Origin of the sequence: Janthinobacterium sp. 1_2014MBL_MicDiv (genome assembly GCF_001865675.1) — a bacterium.
In the GTDB taxonomy this organism is placed as follows: domain Bacteria; phylum Pseudomonadota; class Gammaproteobacteria; order Burkholderiales; family Burkholderiaceae_D; genus Janthinobacterium.
In genome coordinates this window covers 569455-588471 of record NZ_CP011319.1, presented here as the reverse complement: position 1 = coordinate 588471, position 19017 = coordinate 569455, and the positions used below count along the sequence as shown (strand labels likewise).

The 19017-nt window shown below is 62.9% G+C and carries 19 protein-coding genes; 10 read left to right on the top strand and 9 right to left on the bottom strand.

What is annotated here, in order from left to right:
* Positions 1 to 21: 21 nt before the first annotated feature.
* Genes YQ44_RS02545 through YQ44_RS02535 form a run of 3 tightly spaced genes read left to right on the top strand, consistent with a single transcriptional unit; the run spans position 22 to position 3415 of the window.
* Positions 22 to 1116 (top strand): alcohol dehydrogenase catalytic domain-containing protein, encoded by a 1095-nt coding sequence (locus tag YQ44_RS02545; protein WP_071322036.1) that lies wholly within the window; start codon positions 22 to 24, stop codon positions 1114 to 1116.
* A gap of 14 nt (positions 1117 to 1130) precedes the next feature.
* Complete coding sequence (locus YQ44_RS02540) at positions 1131 to 2675, top strand: FGGY-family carbohydrate kinase (protein ID WP_071322035.1); 1545 nt, start codon at positions 1131 to 1133, stop codon at positions 2673 to 2675.
* Between the two features lie 8 nt (positions 2676 to 2683).
* On the top strand, positions 2684 to 3415 hold the full coding sequence (locus YQ44_RS02535; RefSeq protein ID WP_071322034.1) for an SDR family oxidoreductase: 732 nt from the start codon (positions 2684 to 2686) through the stop codon (positions 3413 to 3415).
* A gap of 11 nt (positions 3416 to 3426) precedes the next feature.
* Here YQ44_RS02535 and YQ44_RS02530 read toward each other — a convergent pair whose 3' ends face one another.
* The 9 genes from YQ44_RS02530 to mpl all read right to left on the bottom strand — a co-directional run bounded on the left by YQ44_RS02530 (position 3427) and on the right by mpl (position 12839).
* Positions 3427 to 4155, bottom strand: a complete 729-nt coding sequence (locus YQ44_RS02530) for an HAD-IA family hydrolase (protein ID WP_071322033.1) — start codon at positions 4153 to 4155, stop codon at positions 3427 to 3429.
* Positions 4156 to 4454: 299 nt separating this feature from the next.
* Positions 4455 to 5420 carry a magnesium/cobalt transporter CorA gene (gene corA / locus YQ44_RS02525; RefSeq protein WP_034746658.1) on the bottom strand — a complete coding sequence of 322 codons (966 nt, stop codon included), beginning with the start codon at positions 5418 to 5420 and terminating at the stop codon, positions 4455 to 4457.
* Between the two features lie 216 nt (positions 5421 to 5636).
* The gene (gene mtgA / locus YQ44_RS02520) at positions 5637 to 6383 is read right to left on the bottom strand and encodes a monofunctional biosynthetic peptidoglycan transglycosylase (RefSeq protein ID WP_442905926.1); all 747 of its coding nucleotides are present in this window, start codon (positions 6381 to 6383) and stop codon (positions 5637 to 5639) included.
* A complete protein-coding gene (aroE, locus tag YQ44_RS02515) occupies positions 6365 to 7192 on the bottom strand; it encodes a shikimate dehydrogenase (protein WP_071326212.1) in 828 nt (275 codons plus the stop codon). The genes mtgA and aroE overlap by 19 nt, the downstream gene beginning before the upstream one ends.
* An 11-nt stretch (positions 7193 to 7203) precedes the next feature.
* Complete coding sequence (locus YQ44_RS02510; protein ID WP_071322031.1) at positions 7204 to 8061, bottom strand: energy transducer TonB family protein; 858 nt, start codon at positions 8059 to 8061, stop codon at positions 7204 to 7206.
* Positions 8062 to 8198: 137 nt separating this feature from the next.
* A complete protein-coding gene (locus YQ44_RS02505) occupies positions 8199 to 10286 on the bottom strand; it encodes a ribonuclease catalytic domain-containing protein (protein ID WP_071322030.1) in 2088 nt (695 codons plus the stop codon).
* A gap of 2 nt (positions 10287 to 10288) precedes the next feature.
* Complete coding sequence (locus YQ44_RS02500) at positions 10289 to 10903, bottom strand: chorismate--pyruvate lyase family protein (protein WP_071322029.1); 615 nt, start codon at positions 10901 to 10903, stop codon at positions 10289 to 10291.
* The gene (locus tag YQ44_RS02495) at positions 10900 to 11502 is read right to left on the bottom strand and encodes a YqiA/YcfP family alpha/beta fold hydrolase (RefSeq protein WP_071322028.1); all 603 of its coding nucleotides are present in this window, start codon (positions 11500 to 11502) and stop codon (positions 10900 to 10902) included. The genes YQ44_RS02500 and YQ44_RS02495 overlap by 4 nt, the downstream gene beginning before the upstream one ends.
* Positions 11499 to 12839 carry a UDP-N-acetylmuramate:L-alanyl-gamma-D-glutamyl-meso-diaminopimelate ligase gene (mpl, locus tag YQ44_RS02490; protein ID WP_071322027.1) on the bottom strand — a complete coding sequence of 447 codons (1341 nt, stop codon included), beginning with the start codon at positions 12837 to 12839 and terminating at the stop codon, positions 11499 to 11501. The genes YQ44_RS02495 and mpl overlap by 4 nt, the downstream gene beginning before the upstream one ends.
* A gap of 147 nt (positions 12840 to 12986) precedes the next feature.
* Here mpl and YQ44_RS02485 point away from each other — a divergent pair, with 147 nt between their 5' ends.
* From YQ44_RS02485 to YQ44_RS02455, 7 genes are all read left to right on the top strand, one after another.
* Entirely contained in the window at positions 12987 to 13625 is a 639-nt protein-coding gene (locus YQ44_RS02485; protein ID WP_071322026.1) for a hypothetical protein, read from the top strand.
* 13 nt (positions 13626 to 13638) lie between these two features.
* Complete coding sequence (locus tag YQ44_RS02480; protein WP_071322025.1) at positions 13639 to 14190, top strand: TlpA family protein disulfide reductase; 552 nt, start codon at positions 13639 to 13641, stop codon at positions 14188 to 14190.
* Between the two features lie 82 nt (positions 14191 to 14272).
* Positions 14273 to 14710 (top strand): type II 3-dehydroquinate dehydratase, encoded by a 438-nt coding sequence (gene aroQ / locus YQ44_RS02475; RefSeq protein WP_034746628.1) that lies wholly within the window; start codon positions 14273 to 14275, stop codon positions 14708 to 14710.
* 90 nt (positions 14711 to 14800) lie between these two features.
* Positions 14801 to 15268: an acetyl-CoA carboxylase biotin carboxyl carrier protein gene (gene accB, locus YQ44_RS02470; RefSeq protein WP_071322024.1), complete on the top strand. Its 468-nt coding sequence runs from the start codon at positions 14801 to 14803 to the stop codon at positions 15266 to 15268.
* Positions 15269 to 15371: 103 nt separating this feature from the next.
* Positions 15372 to 16787 (top strand): acetyl-CoA carboxylase biotin carboxylase subunit, encoded by a 1416-nt coding sequence (accC, locus tag YQ44_RS02465; RefSeq protein WP_071322023.1) that lies wholly within the window; start codon positions 15372 to 15374, stop codon positions 16785 to 16787.
* Complete coding sequence (gene prmA, locus YQ44_RS02460) at positions 16784 to 17728, top strand: 50S ribosomal protein L11 methyltransferase (RefSeq protein WP_071322022.1); 945 nt, start codon at positions 16784 to 16786, stop codon at positions 17726 to 17728. The genes accC and prmA overlap by 4 nt, the downstream gene beginning before the upstream one ends.
* A gap of 8 nt (positions 17729 to 17736) precedes the next feature.
* Entirely contained in the window at positions 17737 to 19011 is a 1275-nt protein-coding gene (locus tag YQ44_RS02455; protein WP_071322021.1) for a DUF3426 domain-containing protein, read from the top strand.
* Positions 19012 to 19017: the final 6 nt, after the last annotated feature.

Genomic DNA, 19017 nt, shown 5'->3' with positions numbered 1-19017 from the left:
CTTTACCACCTGGAGCCTCCCATGAAGTACACCGAAGTCGACATGCAAGCCGTCGTTTGCCACGGTCCGAAAGATTACCGCCTGCAAAAAATCGCGCGTCCCGCGCCGCGCCTGAACGAGTTGCTGATCCGCATCGCCGCCTGCGGCATCTGCGCCAGCGACTGCAAATGCCATTCGGGCGCCGCCATGTTCTGGGGCGGCGACGGCCAGCCATCGTGGGTCAAGCCGCCGGTGGTGCCCGGCCATGAATTCTTCGGCTACGTGGTCGAGGCGGGGGAGCACGGCGAGGAACACTTCGGCGTGAAGGTGGGCGAGCGCATCATCGCGGAGCAGATCGTGCCTTGCGGCAAGTGCCGCTTTTGCAAATCGGGCAAATACTGGATGTGCGAAGTGCATAACATCTTCGGCTTCCAGCGCGAAGTGGCCGATGGCGGCATGGCTGAATACATGCGCATCCCGCCCACGGCCCTCGTGCACAAGATTCCGGACAGCATTTCGCTGGAAGACGCCGCCATCATCGAGCCGATGGCGTGCGCCATCCACACGGTCAACCGCGCCGAGGTGCAGCTCGACGACGTGGTGGTGATCGCCGGCGCCGGGCCGCTGGGCCTGATGATGACGCAGATCGCCGCCCTGAAGACGCCGAAAAAACTGGTGGTGATCGACATGGTGCCGGCACGCCTGGCGCTGGCGCGCGAATATGGCGCCCACGTCACCATCAATCCCGCCCAGGACGATGCGCTGGCCATCATCCATGGCTTGACGGACGGCTATGGCTGCGACGTGTATATCGAGACGACGGGCGTGCCGGCCGGCGTGACGCAGGGCTTGAACCTGATCCGCAAGCTGGGCCGCTTCGTCGAGTTCAGCGTATTCGGCAAGGAAACCAGCGCCGACTGGTCCATCATCGGCGACCGCAAGGAACTCGACGTGCGCGGCGCCCACCTGGGACCGTATTGCTACCCGGTCGCCATCGATCTGCTGGAGCGGGGCCTCGTCACCTCGAAAGGCATCGTCACGCACGACTTCCCGCTGGAAGACTGGGAGCAGGCGTTCGCCCTGGCCAACTCGCTCGATTCCATCAAGGTGCTGCTCAAGCCGGCAGCGCAGGGCTGAACGGGGAAGCCGGCATGGATTACGTCATCGGTGTCGATATCGGCACGCAAAGCACCAAGGCCCTGCTGGTCACCAGCGGCGGCACCCTCGTGGCGCAGCATGCGCACGGCTACCAGGTCGACACGCCGCGCCCCCTGTGGGCGGAACAATGGCCGGCCGTGTGGTACGACGCCGTAGTGGCGTGCGTACGGCAGGTGCTGCACGCCAGCGGCGTGCCGGCGCACAGCGTCAAGGCCATCTGCGTCAGCAGCCTGTATGGCGGTTCCGGCATCCCCGTCGATGCCGCCATGCAAGCGCTGCACCCCTGCCTGATCTGGATGGACCGGCGCGCCACCGACGAGGTGGAATGGGTCAGGCAGCACGTCGACCTGGAGCGCCTGCAAGCGATCACCGGCAATGGCGTCGACAGCTATTACGGCTATACCAAGATGCTGTGGCTGCAGCGCCACCGCCCCGATGTGTGGGCCCGCACGCGCTACTTCCTGCCGCCGAACAGCTACGTCAACTATCTGCTGACGGGCGAAGTGGCGGTCGACCATAGTTCGGCCGGCAATATCGGCGGCGTGTACGACCTGGCCGCGCGCGGCTGGTCGGCCCCCATGCTCGAGGCGCTGGGCATCCCCGCGCGCATGATGCCGGAACGCCTGGTCGACTCGTCCGAGGTGGTGGGCGCGCTGCTGCCGCTGGCGGCGCAGCAGCTGGGCTTGCTGGCCGGCACCCCCGTCATCGCGGGCGGCGTCGATGCGGCCGTGGCCACCTTCGCCGCCGGCGTCAGCCGCGCGGGCCAGCATGTGGCGATGATAGGCACCAGCATGTGCTGGGGCTATATCCACCAGCAAGTCGATGCGCGCCATGGCCTGATCAGCATGCCGCACGTGTTCAACAGCCAGTCCGACCTGTATGTGTTTGGCGGCGCCATCACGGCCGGCGCTTCCGTCAGCTGGTTCCGCGACGAATTTTGCCAGGCCGACGTGGAAGCGGCCAGGCTGCTAGGCCATGCCGATGCGCACCAGCGGATGGAAGAACAGGCACAACAAATCCCGCCCGGCGCGGACGGCGTGCTGTTCCTGCCCTACCTGATGGGCGAACGCAGCCCCATCTGGGATGCCAGGGCCAGCGGCGCCTTCCTGGGGCTGAGCCTGTACCACAGCCGCGCCCATTTGTACCGCGCCGTGCTCGAAGGCGTGAGTTTTGCGCTGAAACACAATATCGAGGCCGGCGCCAGGGGCACCGGCACGGTCGCGCTCGACGACAAGCTGATCGTCGTCGGCGGCGCCGCGCACTCGCCCCTGTGGATGCAGATCATTGCCGACATCACCGGCTATCCCGTCTACACCATCGCGGAAAACGTCGAGGCGGCACTGGGCGCGGCCCTGCTGGCGGCGCTGGGCACGGGCCTGATCGACAAGGCAACGGCGCAGCGGGGCTGGGTCAGCCTGGTGCCGCGCAGCACGCCGCAGCCGGACGCCAGCGCAATCTACCGCCGCACATTCGAGCACTACCGCGATGCCTATCCCGCATTGCGGCCCCTGATGCACCGCATCCATCACGCCACCTGAGGACCAGCATGCTATTCGATTTCCGCCACAAGAAATTCATCGTCACGGGCGCGTCCAGCGGCATCGGCCTCGTCACGGCGCGCATGCTCAGCGCCGCCGGCGCGCGGGTAATTGCCATTGGGCAAAACGCCGACCGGCTGGCCGCCTTGGCCGACGACACCGGTTGCGAGCCGCTGCAGCTCGACATCAGCGACAGCGACGCCATGCAGGCCGCGCTGGCGCCGCTGCGCAACGTCGATGGCCTCGTCAATTGCTCCGGCATTTCGCAGTTGCGGCCCTGCCTGGAAACGGATACGGCCAGCTTTGACCGCGTGATGGCCGTCAATGCGCGCAGCGCGGCCATGATGGCGCGCCATGTGGCGCAAGGCATGCTGCGCGAAGGGCATCAGGGCAGCATCGTGAATGTGTCGAGCCAGGCGGCCCTGGTGGCGCTCGAGCATCACCTGGCGTACTGCGCCTCGAAGGCGGCCATGGATGCGATCACGCGCAGCCTGTGCCTGGAACTGGGTTCGCACGGCATCCGCGTCAACAGCGTCAACCCCACCGTCACCCTGACGCCGATGGCCGAACGGGACTGGAGCGACCCAGCAAAAAGCGGCCCCATGCTGGCCGCCATCCCGCTGCGCCGCTTCGCCACCCCGGAAGAGGTGGCCAAGCCCATCCTGTTCCTGCTCAGCGACGCCGCCGCCATGATCAGCGGCGTCAGCCTGCCGGTCGATGGCGGCTACACCTGCCGCTAAATCACGTGCAATTAAGCCACTTGCTGCTCGACGGCCGTCTGCAGCAAGTCCGCCACCAGCGCCGGCAGGCTGGCCATGTCGCTGAACACGACATGCGCGCCGGCCGCCTTCAGGCGCGCTTCCTGGCCGGGAGCGATATGCCCGCCGCCGATGAAACCCAGCACCGTCATGCCCGCCGCCACGGCCGCCGTCACGCCCGTGACGCTGTCTTCCAGCACCAGGCACCGGGCCGGCGGCACGCCGAAGGCGGCCGCTGCCGCCAGGTAGACACCCGGATGCGGCTTGGCGTGACCCACCAGGTCCGGCGTGAAGACGCGGCGCTCGAACAGCGGCGCCATGCCCGTGCGCTCGAGCGCCGACAGCACGCGCGCGCTGACGCTGTTCGACGCCACGGCCTTGGGCAGGGGAATGGCGGCCAACGCCTGCGCCACGCCGGGCACGGCGCGCAATTGCGCATCGCACGCCGCATCGACGGCGTTGCCGATGGACATGATGTCGTCGGCCGGCAATTGCGGCAAGCCCAGTTCCCGGTAGATGTCCTGCATCAGCGGCACCAGGCGCTGGCCCAGGCGCGGCTCGATCAAGCCTTGCAGGGTAACGCCGGCGGGCAGGTTCGGCAGGCGCGGCGCCAGCAATTCCAGCAGTGCTTGCAGGGCCACGGCTTCGCTGTCGATCAGCACGCCATCGCAGTCGCTGATCAGGTGGGTAAAGCGCGCTTGGGCGGTAGCGGTATCAGGCATGGATTCTCCAAAAGAACGACGGTGACGGGAAATGCGGCGGCCAGCCGGCAAGGCGGTGCCACAGCAATCATACGGTGGAGCAGGCGGGCGCAGCCACGCCAAAAGCGGACAGATAGCGATACTTTTTTTCAGCAAGCACCGCGCGCGCGGACAGGAATGATGGTGGCAACGACAAATACCAATTCAATACCACGCAATACCAGTGATTATCGCTGATTTTTGAATTTGCTGCGTGCGCCTTGAAATTGGGGCGGGCCCGGCAACGGCGCCGGGCGCAGGAGCGTCCCGGCGCTGGTGGCTTATTTCAGCCAGCCGCGGTGGCGGAAGTACAGGAAGGGTGCGATGGCGCTGGTGATCATCAGGCCCCAGGCCCAGGGATAACCGAACGACCATTCCAGCTCCGGCATCAGCTTGAAGTTCATGCCGTACACGCTGGCGATCAGGGTCGGCGGCAGGAAGGCCACGCTGGCCACCGAGAAGATCTTGATGATCTTGTTCTGGTTGATGTTGATGAAGCCGACGGTGGCGTCCATCAGGAAGTTGATCTTATCAAACAGGAAAGACGTGTGGCCATCGAGCGATTCGATATCGCGCAAGATCTGGCGCGCTTCCTCGAACTGCTCGGAATTGAGCAAGCGGCCGCGCATCAGAAAGCTCACGGCGCGGCGCGTATCCATCATGTTGCGGCGGATGCGGCCATTCAAATCTTCCTCGTGGGCAATCGCATTCAGCGCTTCGGCCGCGTGCGCATCGGTAAATTCCTTTTGCAGCACGCGCGTGCTGACTTCTTCCAGGTTCTGGTAGATGCCTTCGAGCACGTCGGCCGAATATTCGGCGTCGGTGGCGTACAGGTCGAGCAGCACGTCCATGTAGTCGGCGATCGAGCCTGGCCGCGAGCGGGCGCGCATGCGCACCAGGCGGAACACGGGCAGGTCGTCCGTATGCATGGAAAACAGGATCTTGCGGGCAAGAATGAACGCGACCGTGATGACGCGCGACGGGCCGTCGTCCTCTTCGCGCAAAAAGTCCGTGCGCAGATGCAGGTCGCCGTTTTCCGCTTCGTAATAGCGGGCCGACGCTTCAATATCCTTGACTTCGTCTTCGCCCGGCAGGGTGACGTTGTAGATGGCCTTGACCCAGGCCCGTTCGTCATCGGTGGGGTCGGTCAGGTCGACCCAGACCGGTTCGGCATTTTCGAGGTCTGCGCGGCTGTCGATCGGCACCTGGTTGAGCCGGCCATTCTGTAATACAAAGACATTGATCATGCGCGCTCTCAGCCGGATGTTGGGTTATCGTGATGTGCTGGCGCTGGCGCCAAAAATGAAAACAGCGCAAGTGTACCCGCAAAGGCCTTTTCACGACCACCCCTGCGTGGCGCTTTTTCGCGGAAAAATGTGCGGCGCTGCACATCGGGGGCATTTCAAGATGCCTGAACGCAATCATTCAATTCAGGCATGTTTGATAATGTGGAATGACTTAAATCAAGGCAAGGCCGCCGCGCCCATGCGGCGCAGGATCACGCCGGTGCGCCGGTTCAGGTAGCCCGTGTCGCGGTGGCGGTCATAGAAGCGGGGATTCGGCAGCATCACGGCCAGTTTCGCCGCCTGCGCCGCGCTCAGGCTGGCCGCGCTGACGTGATAATAATGGCGCGCCGCCGCTTCGGCGCCGAAGATGCCGGTGCCAAACTCCACCACATTCAGGTAAATCTCGAAAATGCGCTGCTTGTCCATCAGGCTTTCCAGCATGTAGGTAATGATCAGCTCCTGGCCCTTGCGCACATAGCTGCGCGAACCGGACAGGAACAGATTCTTCGCCAGCTGCTGCGTAATGGTGGAGCCGCCAGCGACGACTTTCTGCTTCTTGTTATTCTTTTCATAGGCTTTTTGCAAGGCTTCCCAGTCCACGCCTTCGTGCTCGGAGAAATTCGCGTCTTCCGAGGCGATGATGGCCCGCTTCAGATTGGTCGAAATGCGGTTGTACGGCACCCACGTCTGCTTGATGGCGGCATTCGGATTTTTTTCCTGTAAAACAGATAACTGCTCGCGCATGAAGGCCGTGCTGCTGGGGTTATGGTCGATCCACCACCAGATTTGCAGGAAAAAATACAATTGCACGACGATAAACGCCAGGATGGGCACGATGAACAGCCACTTGATCCAGCCGTAGCGGCGGCCGCCGGCGCCGTTACGGCCGCCCTTCTTGCCGCCGCTCACAGGGCGCTGCGCAATTGCGCCAGCAAGTCCTGCGTCTGCGGCCGCACGCCGCGCCACACGTAAAACGCTTCGGCCGCCTGCTCCACCAGCATGCCCAGGCCATCGCGCACCTGCGCGCCATGCCGGGCGGCAAAGTCCATGAAGACGGTAGGCTGGGCGCCATACATCATGTCCAGCGCCAGGGTATGGCTGCCGAAGATGCCGGCAGGCACGGGCGGCAAGTCGCCCGCCAGGCTGGCCGAGGTGGCATTGATGACGATATCGAAGACGCCCCCGGGCTGCTCGAAGCCGCCGGCATGCAATTGGCCGGGGTGGCTCAGCGCATCGGCAAACTGCGCCACCAGGGCCTGGGCCGTGGCCACGGTGCGGTTGGCAATGACAATTTCCTGCGGTTGCCATTCCAGCAGGGGCAGCAACACGCCGCGCGCGGCCCCGCCGGCACCGAGCAGCAAGACGCGCTTGCCGGCAATGGCCACGCCGGCATTGCGCACGATATCGGCCACCAGGCCGGCGCCATCGGTATTGTCGCCAAGAATGCTGTCGCCATCGAAACGCAGGGTATTCACGGCGCCCGCCGCGCGCGCGCGCGGCGTCAGTTCCGTGGCCAGCGCGCAGGCGTCGAGCTTGAACGGCACCGTCACGTTCGCGCCCTTGCCGCCCTCGGCGGCAAACGTGCGCGCCGCCAGCGCAAAGCCGTCCAGCGGCGCCAGCCGGCGCTCATAGGCGATGGCCTCGCCCGTCTGCAGGGCAAAGGCGGCGTGGATCAGGGGGGACTTGCTGTGGGCGATCGGGTTGCCGAAGACGCAATATTGATCTGGATTCATCTTGTGCTTGTTCAATTGCTGCCGCCAGTCAGGTTGGCTTCCATTTTTTCTTCGCGGGTAAATTTGAAGCGGGTAATCACGACCCACAGGTCATCCTTGTCACTGGACAACATATTCGGTGGGAAACGACCGAAGGGCGCCGCGCGGCGCACGATGGCCAGGGCGGCCGCGTCCAGCGCGGGATTGCCCGAGCTGCGTTCGACGCGGGCGCCGCCCTCCTTCTGGTAAATCGTACCGTCCTGGAAGATGGGAATGTACACGACCAGTTCGCCATACATCTTGCGGCCATTGTTTTGCGGGAAATTCAGGGTGCCGATTTCCTCGATGCGCTTTTGCAGGGTCTTGTAATACATGGCATAGCCGACCTCCTGCGTGCTGGGCGTGATGAAGGTCTTGCGCGGACGCTTGTTCTGGTCTTCCACGGTCTGGCTGATCTCGGCCGCCATGCGGGCGATGGCCTTGCTGCTTTCCATCAGGTCCGAACCGGATGCCAGCGGATTGGGCTTGTCCTTTTCCGTGACGGGCGCGGCGCTGTAGGGCGTGGGCTTGGCCGCCTGCGTCAGCAGTTCCTGCTGTTTCTGTTCCAGTTCGGCAATGCGCCGGGCGCTGGCCTTGACGCTCTCGCCCTCTTCCACCTTGCGCAGGTCGGGCAGCGGCGACTTGGCGCGGCCCTTGTCGGCCTGGCCACCGCCATCGAGGTTCGCTTGCGCCAGGGCATCGGCCTTCAGCGGCTTGTTGGCATGCTTGGCATTGACGAGGATCACTTCCAGGCCGGGGTCGGTGGCGACGGCCCGCTGCGGCGCCGGGGCGACAAAATGCATCGCCAGCAAGGCGCCGTGCGCCAGCAGCGATACCGCCACGGCCACCATCAGGAAACGATACTCTCGGAAAGACTTCACGCGCAACCCAGTTCGCAACAAGCACAAGATACAAGATGGCTGAATTCTACGTCAAAGGGCGGTGCTGGTAACAGTTTTCAGCACCGCCCTGTGACTGGAGCGACGCCTTACTTGACCTCCGGCTCGCTGACCACGTCTTCGCTGGCCAGTTCCGCCACTTCCGCGTCGGCGTCGCTGACCTGGTTCGCCGCTTCCGGCGATGTTTCCGCTGCTGCCACACCATCGTCGGCCACGTCGTCGCCCGCGTCTTCCTCGTAATCGAGCTCGGCGTCGGCCGCCGCATCCGGCACGGCGGCGATTTCCAGCAGGCGCGCCTCGATGCTCAGGTCGACCTCATCCCAGCGCAGCAAGTCCAGTTTCACTTGCGCGCCGCGCGCCACCGATGGCATGCCCGGCAGCTTGATGACCAGCGGAATGTCGACCAGGCGCAGGATTTCATCTTTCAGCACGACGGCATCGACCTGGCGTGCGTTTTCCTGGTGCAACCAGCGCAAGCACCAGTAGCGTTCCATGTTCGACTGGAAGTCGCCATACGCGGCATACGCCGCATCAAACGCCGAGACGATGGCGAACAGGTTGGCGTCGCGCGGCTTGAATGGCGCCACCAGGGGCGCCGTCACGCCGTGCTCGGCGCAGGCGATGATTTGCCACTGGTTCACCAGGTCCGTATAGCGGCGCAAGGGCGACGTGCTCCAAGCGTATTGATCCACGCCCAGGCCCTGGTGCGGCGCCGCATGGGTGACCATGCGCACCTGCATCTTTGCCGCCCAGCTATTGCCGCTGCCACCGCCCTGGCTGCGGTAGATGCCGGGCACGCCATGGTCGTGCAGCATCTTGCCCCAGGTACTGTTGGCAAAAATCATCAATTCGGCGACGATCTTATCCAGCGGCGCGCCACGCTTGCGGCGCGCCACGGTGACGATGTCGTTTTCCACGTAGAAGTTGAAATCGACGCGGTTGTTCTGTTCCGGCTTCAGGCCAAACGCTTCGCGCTTCTTCATGCGGCCCTGTTCCAGCTGCTGCGCCCATTGCCAAAGCACGGCAAAATCGGCCTTGTGCGGGTACTCGCCCTCGCCGCTGGCCAGGGTTTCCTCATTGACCAGGTCGTCGAGCTGATTGTGGCGCAGGTTGCTGGCGATCGGCACCAGTTCGGCACGCGTCTGCGTGCTGACCACGGCCCAGTCGGCTTTCGGGTCGAGCGTGGCATACAGCGACAGGGCCGGGCACGTCGTGCCTTCGGCCAGGGTGAAGGCGTTGACGATTTCATCGGGCAGCATGGTGATCTTGTCACCCGGCATGTAGACGGTCGACATGCGCTGGCGCGCCATCTTGTCGATCACGTCTTCCGGGCGGATGCCCAGGCCCGGCGCGGCGATGTGGATGCCCACTTTCACCGTGCCATCCGGCAACGGCTGCACGGAGAAGGCATCGTCGATCTCGGTGGTGGTCACGTCGTCGATCGAGAACGCGGCCACGTCCGCCCGCGGCAGCTTGGCCGTCACGGAGGGCACGGGCACGCTGGGGAAACCGGCGCCCTTGGGGAAATTCTCGAAGAGGAATTTCGACAGGTGCAAGTCTTTTGGCGAAGCAATACCACCGATGGCCAGCATCAGGCGCGGCGGCGTCGTGTGCAATTCCGTGCATGCCGCTTCCAGCGCCTTGTATTCGATGGTGTTCTTGTCCGGCTTGAACAGCAGCTGCAGCACCATCGGCTGCATGGAGGCGGGCAAGCGGTTCTGTTTCAGCTCTTCCACGTACGCGGCTTGCACCAGCGCCTGCTGCTTTTTCTTTTCGATGCCGGCCAGGGCCGCCTTCAGCGATGCTTCCGGCGCCGCCTTGTAGCGGCCGCGGCCCTTCTTGTAGAAATACACGGGCGCCGAATGCAGGGCCAGGATCAGGCCCGCCGCTTCCGGCGGCAAGGGGACATGGCCGAAATACTCGGCGCCCAGCTCGGCAAAGCCGAATTCATCTTCGCCCGCCACTTCCCACAGGAAATCGAGGTCGATCTCGGCGGCAACAGCCTTGGCTTGCTCCAGCAGCTCGGCCGGGGCCGGCTTCTCATACTGCAGCAGCACATCCTTGATCTTGACCTTGCTGCGCTTGCCGCTGGCCATTTCAACCTGGTACGCCTCGCCCGCTTGCGACAGGACCGTGCCGACCTTGAAATCGCCGGATTCTTCAAAAAATAGATTCATTGTTATGCTTTGTTTATTAATGTGTCGGTTGCAACGGTGCGAGTGACGAAATTCAGCTCCAGCACCGCCGGCAGAAATACTTCCGTTACCAGCAGCAATCCTTGATGACGCTGATATAAGCAGCGTCGGGCAAAAAACAGCGCCTTGGCATCGCAGCCTGCGCCTTCCAGGGCCAGCGCCGCCTGCGCCCGCTGCACCAGCGGGTGTCCCGCGCGCAAACGGGCAAATTCGAGCGTGCCACGCCGTACCATGCGATCGCCAAACAGGGTCGTCCCCAGCGAGCGTTCGCCCAGTGCGGAAAACAGGGGCCAGTCGGTGGCCGTCGCCTGCATGGGCACGACGGTGTGGCCAAACACGGCCGGTCTATTATCACACCGCAACAGCACTTCGCGTTCCCATACCCGGCCCGCGCGATGCAGGCCGATGATGGCAGACTCGTCGCTCAGACAACGCGCCGTTTCCTGATGTAAACATTGCACGCGGAATGCCTGGCTATGCGCCTTCAGCTTGGCCGTCAGCGAACCGCCGCCCGTCAGCCAGTGGCGCAGGGCCGGGGGCGCATTGACGGCGTTCACATGCGCATGCCACTGCGCCTGCCGCAGCGAACCCGGCCTCACCGGGCCGCGCCTTCGGCCATTGCAGAATTGATATCGATACCGCAAAAGGCCAGGACGGGCGCCACGTAATCGGCAAATTCGCTGATGCCGTGGTCGCTGCCGTCGATGACGAGCTGGCGCGCCCCCCGATAATGCGCCACCATGTCGCGGTAGTCGAGCACTTCGTCACCGGTGGCGGCGATCAGGAAATAACGTTGTGGTTCAGTAATGTGCTGCACGGCAAACGCGCGCAACTCATCGATATATTCGCGCTTGAATTCGAACGGCTTGTCCGAATGAAACTCGGTCGTCACGCCCACATGCTGTTCCAGGTCGATCAAGGGAACAATCGCCGGATTGAGCAGCACTGCACGGCAAGCGAGTTGCTCGGCCAGCCAGGTGGCGTAATAGCCGCCCAGCGAGGAGCCGATGATCGTCAATTCCGCCGGCGGCACGTACTGCACCAGCGAGCGGGCCAGTTCGATGGCCAGCTTCGGCGAAGCGGGCAATTGCGGGCACAGCCATTCCGCCGTGCGGCCCAGCGCCTGCGTCTGCTCAGCCAGCAGGCGCGACTTCATCGACAGCGGCGACGAGCGGAATCCATGCAGATACAGAATCATCGGCCCAGCGCCTTCAGCAATTTCTCGTGCACGCCGCCGAAGCCGCCATTGCTCATGACCACGATCTGGTCGCCGGGACGGGCGGCGGCCACCACGGCGGCCACCAGCGTATCGATGTCCTCATACGCGCTGGCCATCGCGCCCAGCGGCGCCAGCGCGTCGCCCAGGCTCCAGCCCAGCGCTTGCTGGCTGCCGAAACCGAAGACCAGATCGGCATCCTTCAGGCTGCCCGGCAGCGCGTCTTTCATGGCGCCCAGCTTCATGGTGTTCGAACGCGGTTCCAGCACGGCCAGGATGCGGCCAGCCTGGCCGATTTTCTGGCGCAAGCCGCCCACCGTGGTGGCAATCGCCGTCGGGTGATGGGCGAAGTCGTCGTACACGGTAATGCTGTCGACCACGCCGCGCACTTCCATGCGGCGCTTGACGCTGTCAAACGTGGCCAGCGAGGCGCACGCCTGGGCAATCGGCACACCGACGTGGCGCGCGGCGGCAATCGCCGCCAGCGCATTGCTGCGGTTGTGCTTGCCCGTGAGCGCCCACGCCACATGGCCTTCCTGCTTGCCATTGAAGAACACGTCAAAGCTGCCATCGGCTTGCTCTTGCAGTTGCCAGTTGGCATCCTGACCAAAACTTTCCTGTTCGCTCCAGCAACCGCGCGCCAGCACGCGCTGCAGCGACGCTTCGTCGCCATTGACGATCAGGCGGCCAATGCCGGGCACGGTACGCACCAGGTGATGAAATTGCGTCTCGATCGCATGCAGATCGGGGAAGATGTCGGCGTGATCATATTCCAGGTTATTCATGACGGCCGTTTTCGCGTGGTAGTGCACGAATTTGCTGCGCTTGTCGAAGAAGGCCGTGTCGTATTCATCGGCTTCGATGACGAAGAAGTCGGAATCGGCGCTTTTACCGTCGATCTTGCCGCTGAGGCGGGCGGAAATGCCAAAATTCATCGGCACGCCGCCGATCAGGAAGCCAGGCGCGTAGCCGGCGTCTTCGAGTATCCACGCCAGCATGGCCGAGGTGGTCGTCTTGCCATGCGTGCCGGCAACGGCCAGCACCCACTTGTTGCGTAATATATGTTCACCGATCCACTGCGGGCCAGACACGTATGGCAGGCTGCGGTTCAATATCTCTTCCACCAGCGGATTGCCGCGCGAGACCACATTGCCAATCACATACAAATCCGGGTTCAGCCGGGTTTGTTCCGGGTCAAAGCCCTGGATCAGTTCGATTCCCTGCGATTCCAACTGGGTGCTCATCGGAGGATAGACGTTGGCGTCGCAGCCGGTAACTTTATGGCCGGCTTCCTTGGCGAGGACAGCCAGGCCGCCCATGAAGGTACCGCAAATGCCGAGGATATGAATGTGCATGTGATCAGTGCGAAAGGTGCGAAGTTAAGTAAGACGGTGAGATAAAAAAGAGCAAGTGTAGGATTTTACCTGACGCCATGACTTTTTCCGCTTCAGAGTATCATCTCGCTCATGACAAACGATGCATTTGACGATAGCGCGCAGTTGCGCCTGGAAATCGCCGCTGCCGCCGCGCGCCTGGTGGCGCAGGACGGCGCCGACTATGCCAGCGCCAAGCGCAAGGCCGCGCGGCAAGTCCTCGGCGACGCGCCGAACCGCCCCAATATACTTCCTGACAACGATCTGATCGAGGAACAGGTACGCCAGTACAATGCCCTGTTCCTGGCCGACAGCCAGCCGGCGCGCCTGTTCCAGCTGCGCACGATTGCGCTGCAGGTAATGGAAGCCTTGCAACAATTTCATCCCCTGCTTAGCGGCCCCGTACTCAACGGCACGGCCGGCCCGCACGACGAGATCTATTTGCAGCTGTTTGCCGAGAGCGCCAAGGAGATTCACATCTTCCTGCTGAATAAAAATGTCGTGCTCGACATGTCGGAAAGCCCGCATTTCAAGGGAGCGCGTTATGATGCGGTCGAGACGGCCAGTTTCTTATGGAAAAACGAAGGCGTGCACGCGGCCCTGTATGAGCTCGACGATATGCGCGGCGCGCTGAAAGCCAAGGCGGACGGCAAGGTGCTGCGCACGGATATCACAGGCTTGCGCAGCCTGCTGGCCATCAGCCTGGCCGATGGCGCGCCCACTAACAGATAGATAAATAATAGCTATGACAAAGAAGAATTGGATTGCTTGCACCATCGTTGCGCTGATGTTTGGCGGCATGGGCGCATACGTAGGTTTGCATAAGGACAAGGAAAAAGCGGGTCCGCTGACGACCACCATCGCGCCGGGCGCGACGGGCCCCGTGAATGAACTGTATGCGCTGTCGCTGCCGGACGCGGCCGGCGCCACGCAAGCCTTGTCACAATGGAAAGGCAAGAACCTGCTGGTCAATTTCTGGGCCCCATGGTGCCCGCCCTGCGTGGAAGAAATGCCGGAGTTATCCGAAGTGCAAGGCCACTATGCGGGGAAAAACCTGCAGGTCATCGGTATCGGCATCGATTCGGCCAGCAATATTGCCACCTTTGCCAGCAAGGTCAAGATTGCCTATCCCGTCTACGTGTCCGGCATGAGCGGCACCGACCTGTCGCGCCATTTTGGCAATGCGACGGGCGGCTTGCCCTTTACGGTGCTGATCGGCGCCGATGGCGAAGTCAAAAAGACCTATCTGGGACGCTTGAAATTTGATCAGTTGCGCGCCGATCTGGATAAATTGTAAATTCGGAGCGTGCTTTTTTCTCTTGCCAATGCGTATCTTTGGCGGCAAAATGCGGAACTTTCGCTAAAACGGTCTTCCATACATGGCAAAAAACCTCCTTCTGCTCAACGGTCCCAACCTGAATTTGCTGGGAACGCGCGAGCCTGAGGTCTACGGCGCCAGCACCTTGGCCGATATCGAGCAGGCAGCAATGGCGCAAGCCATGGCGGCCGGTGCCGACCTGGTCTGCTTCCAAAGCAACCATGAAGGCGCGCTGATCGACCGCATCCATGCCGCGCGAGCGGAAGGGATCGATGCCATCGTCATCAATCCGGGCGGTTTGACCCATACCAGCGTCGCCTTGCGCGATGCGCTGGCCGGGGTTGCCATTCCGTTCGTGGAAGTCCATATCTCGAATATTTATCAACGCGAAACGTTTCGACATCACTCATTTCTCAGCGCGATCGCGCAGGGGACGATCTGCGGCCTGGGTATCGATGGATATCGGTTTGCCATCGACTTTGCGCTTAAAAAACGTTAATCTACGCGATCTGCACGCATTTAGCGCGGCGATAGGTTCTGGACATCACCGCATCACTCATAAAACAAACTACATTCCTAGGGGTTTTACATGGATCTACGAAAACTCAAGACCTTGATCGACCTGGTCGCCGAATCGGATATCGCAGAGCTGGAAGTTACCGAAGGCGAAAGCAAGGTTCGCATCGTCAAATCGTCGGCCATGCCGCAAAACCAGATGGTCATGATGCAGCCGCAAGGCATGCAAGCCCACTACCAGCCAGCCGCGCCAGCCGCTGCGCCAGCACCGGCGGCCGCCGCTGTCGTCGTTGCCGCCGAGCCAACGGGCTATGTGGTCAAGTCGCCGATGGTCGGCACCTTCTACCGTTCCTCCGCTCCTGGCAGCGCCGCGTACGTCGAAGTGGGTTCCACCGTCAAGGAAGGTGATACCCTGTGCATCATCGAAGCGATGAAGCTGCTCAATGAAATCGACTCGGACAAAGCCGGTGTCGTGACCCAGATCCTGGTCGAAAACGGCCAGCCGGTCGAATTCGGTCAACCCCTGTTTGTGATCGGCTAAAACCCAGTCAACACGGCCGGCAACGGCCGTTTGCAGTTCTAGCCCCTCCCACACTTGTTGTTTCGCCGGCTCGCCGGCTCTCACAGACATACGCGAACCTACCATGTTTGAAAAAATCCTGATTGCCAACCGTGGTGAAATTGCCCTCCGTATTCAGCGCGCCTGCCGCGAAATGGGCATCAAAACGGTTGTAGTCCACTCCGAAGCCGACAAGGACGCGAAATACGTCAAGCTGGCCGACGAATCCGTTTGTATCGGGCCGGCCCAGTCCGCCCTGAGCTACCTGAACATGCCCGCCATCATCAGCGCCGCTGAAGTGACGGATGCACAAGCGATTCACCCAGGCTATGGCTTCCTGTCGGAAAACGCCGACTTTGCCGAACGCGTCGAGAAATCGGGCTTCGTCTTCATCGGCCCCCGCTCCGAATCGATCCGTTTGATGGGCGACAAAGTGTCGGCCAAGCAAACCATGATCAAGGCTGGCGTACCGTGCGTACCCGGCTCGGAAGGCGCGTTGCCGGACGATCCGAAAGCGATCGTGCAAATTGCCCGCAAGATCGGCTACCCGGTCATCATCAAGGCCGCCGGTGGCGGTGGCGGACGCGGCATGCGCGTGGTACACACGGAAGCGGCCCTGATCAACGCCGTGGCGATGACCAAGACGGAAGCCGGCACGGCTTTCGGCAACCCTGAAGTGTATATGGAGAAGTACCTGGAAAATCCGCGCCACGTGGAAATCCAGATCCTCGCCGACGAACACAAAAACGCCGTCTGGCTGGGCGAGCGCGACTGCTCCATGCAGCGCCGCCACCAGAAAGTGATCGAAGAAGCGCCGGCGCCGGGCATCCCGCGCAAGCTGATCGAAAAAATCGGCGACCGTTGCGCCGAAGCCTGCCGCAAGATCGGCTACCGCGGCGCCGGCACGTTTGAGTTCCTGTACGAAAACGGCGAGTTCTATTTCATTGAAATGAATACCCGCGTGCAAGTCGAACATCCGGTCACCGAAATGATCACCGGCATCGACATCGTGCAAGAACAGATCCGCATCGCCGCCGGCGAAAAACTGCGTTTCCGCCAGCGCGACGTCATGCTGTCGGGCCACGCCATCGAGTGCCGCATCAATGCGGAAGATCCGTTCAAGTTCACGCCATCGCCAGGCAAGATCGTCTCGTGGCATGCACCGGGCGGTCCCGGCATCCGCGTCGATTCGCACGCCTACGCCGGCTATTACGTGCCGCCGCACTACGACTCGATGATCGGCAAAGTGATCGCTTACGGCGCTACGCGCGAGCAAGCGATTCGCCGCATGCAGATCGCCCTGTCCGAAATGGTGGTCGAAGGCATCAATACGAACATCGCCCTGCATCGCGAGCTGATGATCGACGCCCGCTTCATCGAAGGCGGCACCAACATTCACTATCTGGAACAGAAGCTGGCCGACATGCCGGACCTGGGCAAGAACCTGCATGGCGGCAGCCCCAGCATCGCCAAGAAATCCGAAATCAAGGCGGACGCATGAGCTGGACTGAAATCGTCATCGAAATCGCCCGCGACAACGCCGAAGCCATGTCCGACGCGTTGATGGAAGCGGGCGCGCTGTCGGTGTCGGTGGAAGACGCCGACGAAGGCACGGATGCCGAACAGCCTTTGTTTGGCGAACCCGGCATGGAACCGAAGGAAGCGGCGTGGGAACGCAGCCGCGTGGTGGCGCTGACGGACGTCGACGCCGACCAGGCCGCCATCGTGGCCGCCGCCGCCCAGGCGGTCGGCATGGCGGACGTGCCCGCCTTTACCGTGCGCCCCGTGGAAGAGCAGGACTGGGTGCGTTTGACCCAGTCGCAGTTCGCGCCGATTCACATCGGCAAGAACATCTGGGTCGTGCCCAGCTGGCACGAGGCACCGGATCCTGACGGCCTGATCCTGGAACTGGATCCGGGCCTGGCCTTCGGCACGGGCAGCCATCCGACCACGCGCCTGTGCATGGAATGGCTGGAAGCGCACCCTGCGCCCGGCAAGACCGTGCTCGACTATGGTTGCGGCTCCGGCATCCTGGCCATGGTGGCCAAGAAACTGGGCGCGCAAACGGTGGCCGGCGTGGATATCGACCCGCAGGCGATCGAATCGGCGCGCGACAATGCCGAACGCAACCAGTGCGAGATCGAATATTTCTTGCCAGACACGTTTGCCACCTCGGCACACGCCACGGCCAAGTTTGACATCGTTGTCGCGAATATCCTGTCGAGCCCATTGAAGCTGATGGCGCCGATGCTGTCGGGCCGCGTCGCCGACGGCGGCGCCCTGATCCTGTCCGGCGTGCTGGCACGCCAGGCGGAAGAAGTAGCCGCTGCCTACGCTCCGTTCATCGAGCTGGGCGTGTGGGCCGAGCAAGACGGCTGGGTGGCGCTGCATGGCCGCCTGGGTGCAACACAAGCCCCTGCGCCCCGCGCGGAAGGTGCATAAGCACAGCAATGGCCCTCGCCACCAAATGCCCCCATTGCAACACGATATTTCGGGTCGCTGCTGACCAGTTGAAGTTACGTGGGGGCATCGTGCGCTGTGGCACGTGCAGGGAAGTCTTTGACGGCAATGCCGCGCTGGTCGATCCAGCCGCGGCATCGCCGTTTTTAACATCGCATCCCGCCACTGCCACTCCGCCGCTGTCCGGCGCTGCCCCGCTGGCAGACAGCCTGCCGTCCGCCACGGACGACGAACCCATCTATTCCCTCGATTTCGACACCTCGTTCGACCCGTTCGGCATCCTGCCGGAAACGGCACAGCTCAAGGATGACGAAGACGATACCGAGCATATCGAGCTGGACCTCGACGTGGACCTGCCGGCCGACGTGCCTGCCGCCGCGCCTGCCGACATCGCTGTAGCAGCACCGGCAGAGCTGCCCGAACCGCCCTTGCCCCGGCCGATGGCGCCGTTCAAGCGCCGCCAGGTCGATGAGGCGCCCGCCTTTGCCACGTATTTGCGCGACAGCCGCCGCGAACCGAACCTCGACGGCAGTGCGCCCGCCAGTGGGCCGGACGTGGAAAAAATCAGCCTCGACAAGCCCGTGCCGGCCGCCGTGCCGCCCGCCGCTCCCGCCGGCGCGCGCCAGGAGCCCACGCTGGCCGCACAGCCGTTCACGCCGCCGCCCGACGAAGTGCCGGCGCCAGAGCACGCCGGCACCGCCGAGGCAGAGGAAGAAACCGAGGCTGCGCCAGCGCCGGCGGACGACGAGCCGGCCTTTGTCATCCAGGGCCGGCGCCGCGAACAAAGCGGCAAGGCCTTGCGCGTGGCCATGGCCCTTGGCTCGCTGGCGCTGCTGCTCATATTGGTGCTGCAAGTGATGACCACATTCCGCAATCCGCTGGCGGCACAATTTCCGCAGTGGAAGCCAACCCTGGCCGCGCTCTGCTCGCTGAGCGGCTGCCAGGTGGACTTGCCGGCGCAGATCGAGGCGCTGGCCATCGAACAGGGCGAGCTGCAGACCCTGAAGGAACAGACCTTTTCCTATGTTTCCCTGCTGCGCAACCACAGCCGCAGCGTGCAGGCGTGGCCCAGCATCGAACTGACCCTCAATGACGCCAACGACAAGCCCGTGTTGCGCCGCGTCATCGCGCCGCGCGACTACCTGCCGGCGAATATCGACGTGGCCAAGGGCCTGGCGCCGCGCTCGGAACAAACCATCAAAGTGTATTTCGCATTAGACCAGCTCACGGCGTCTGGCTACCATATCGCCATCTTTTACCCTTAACAGCAC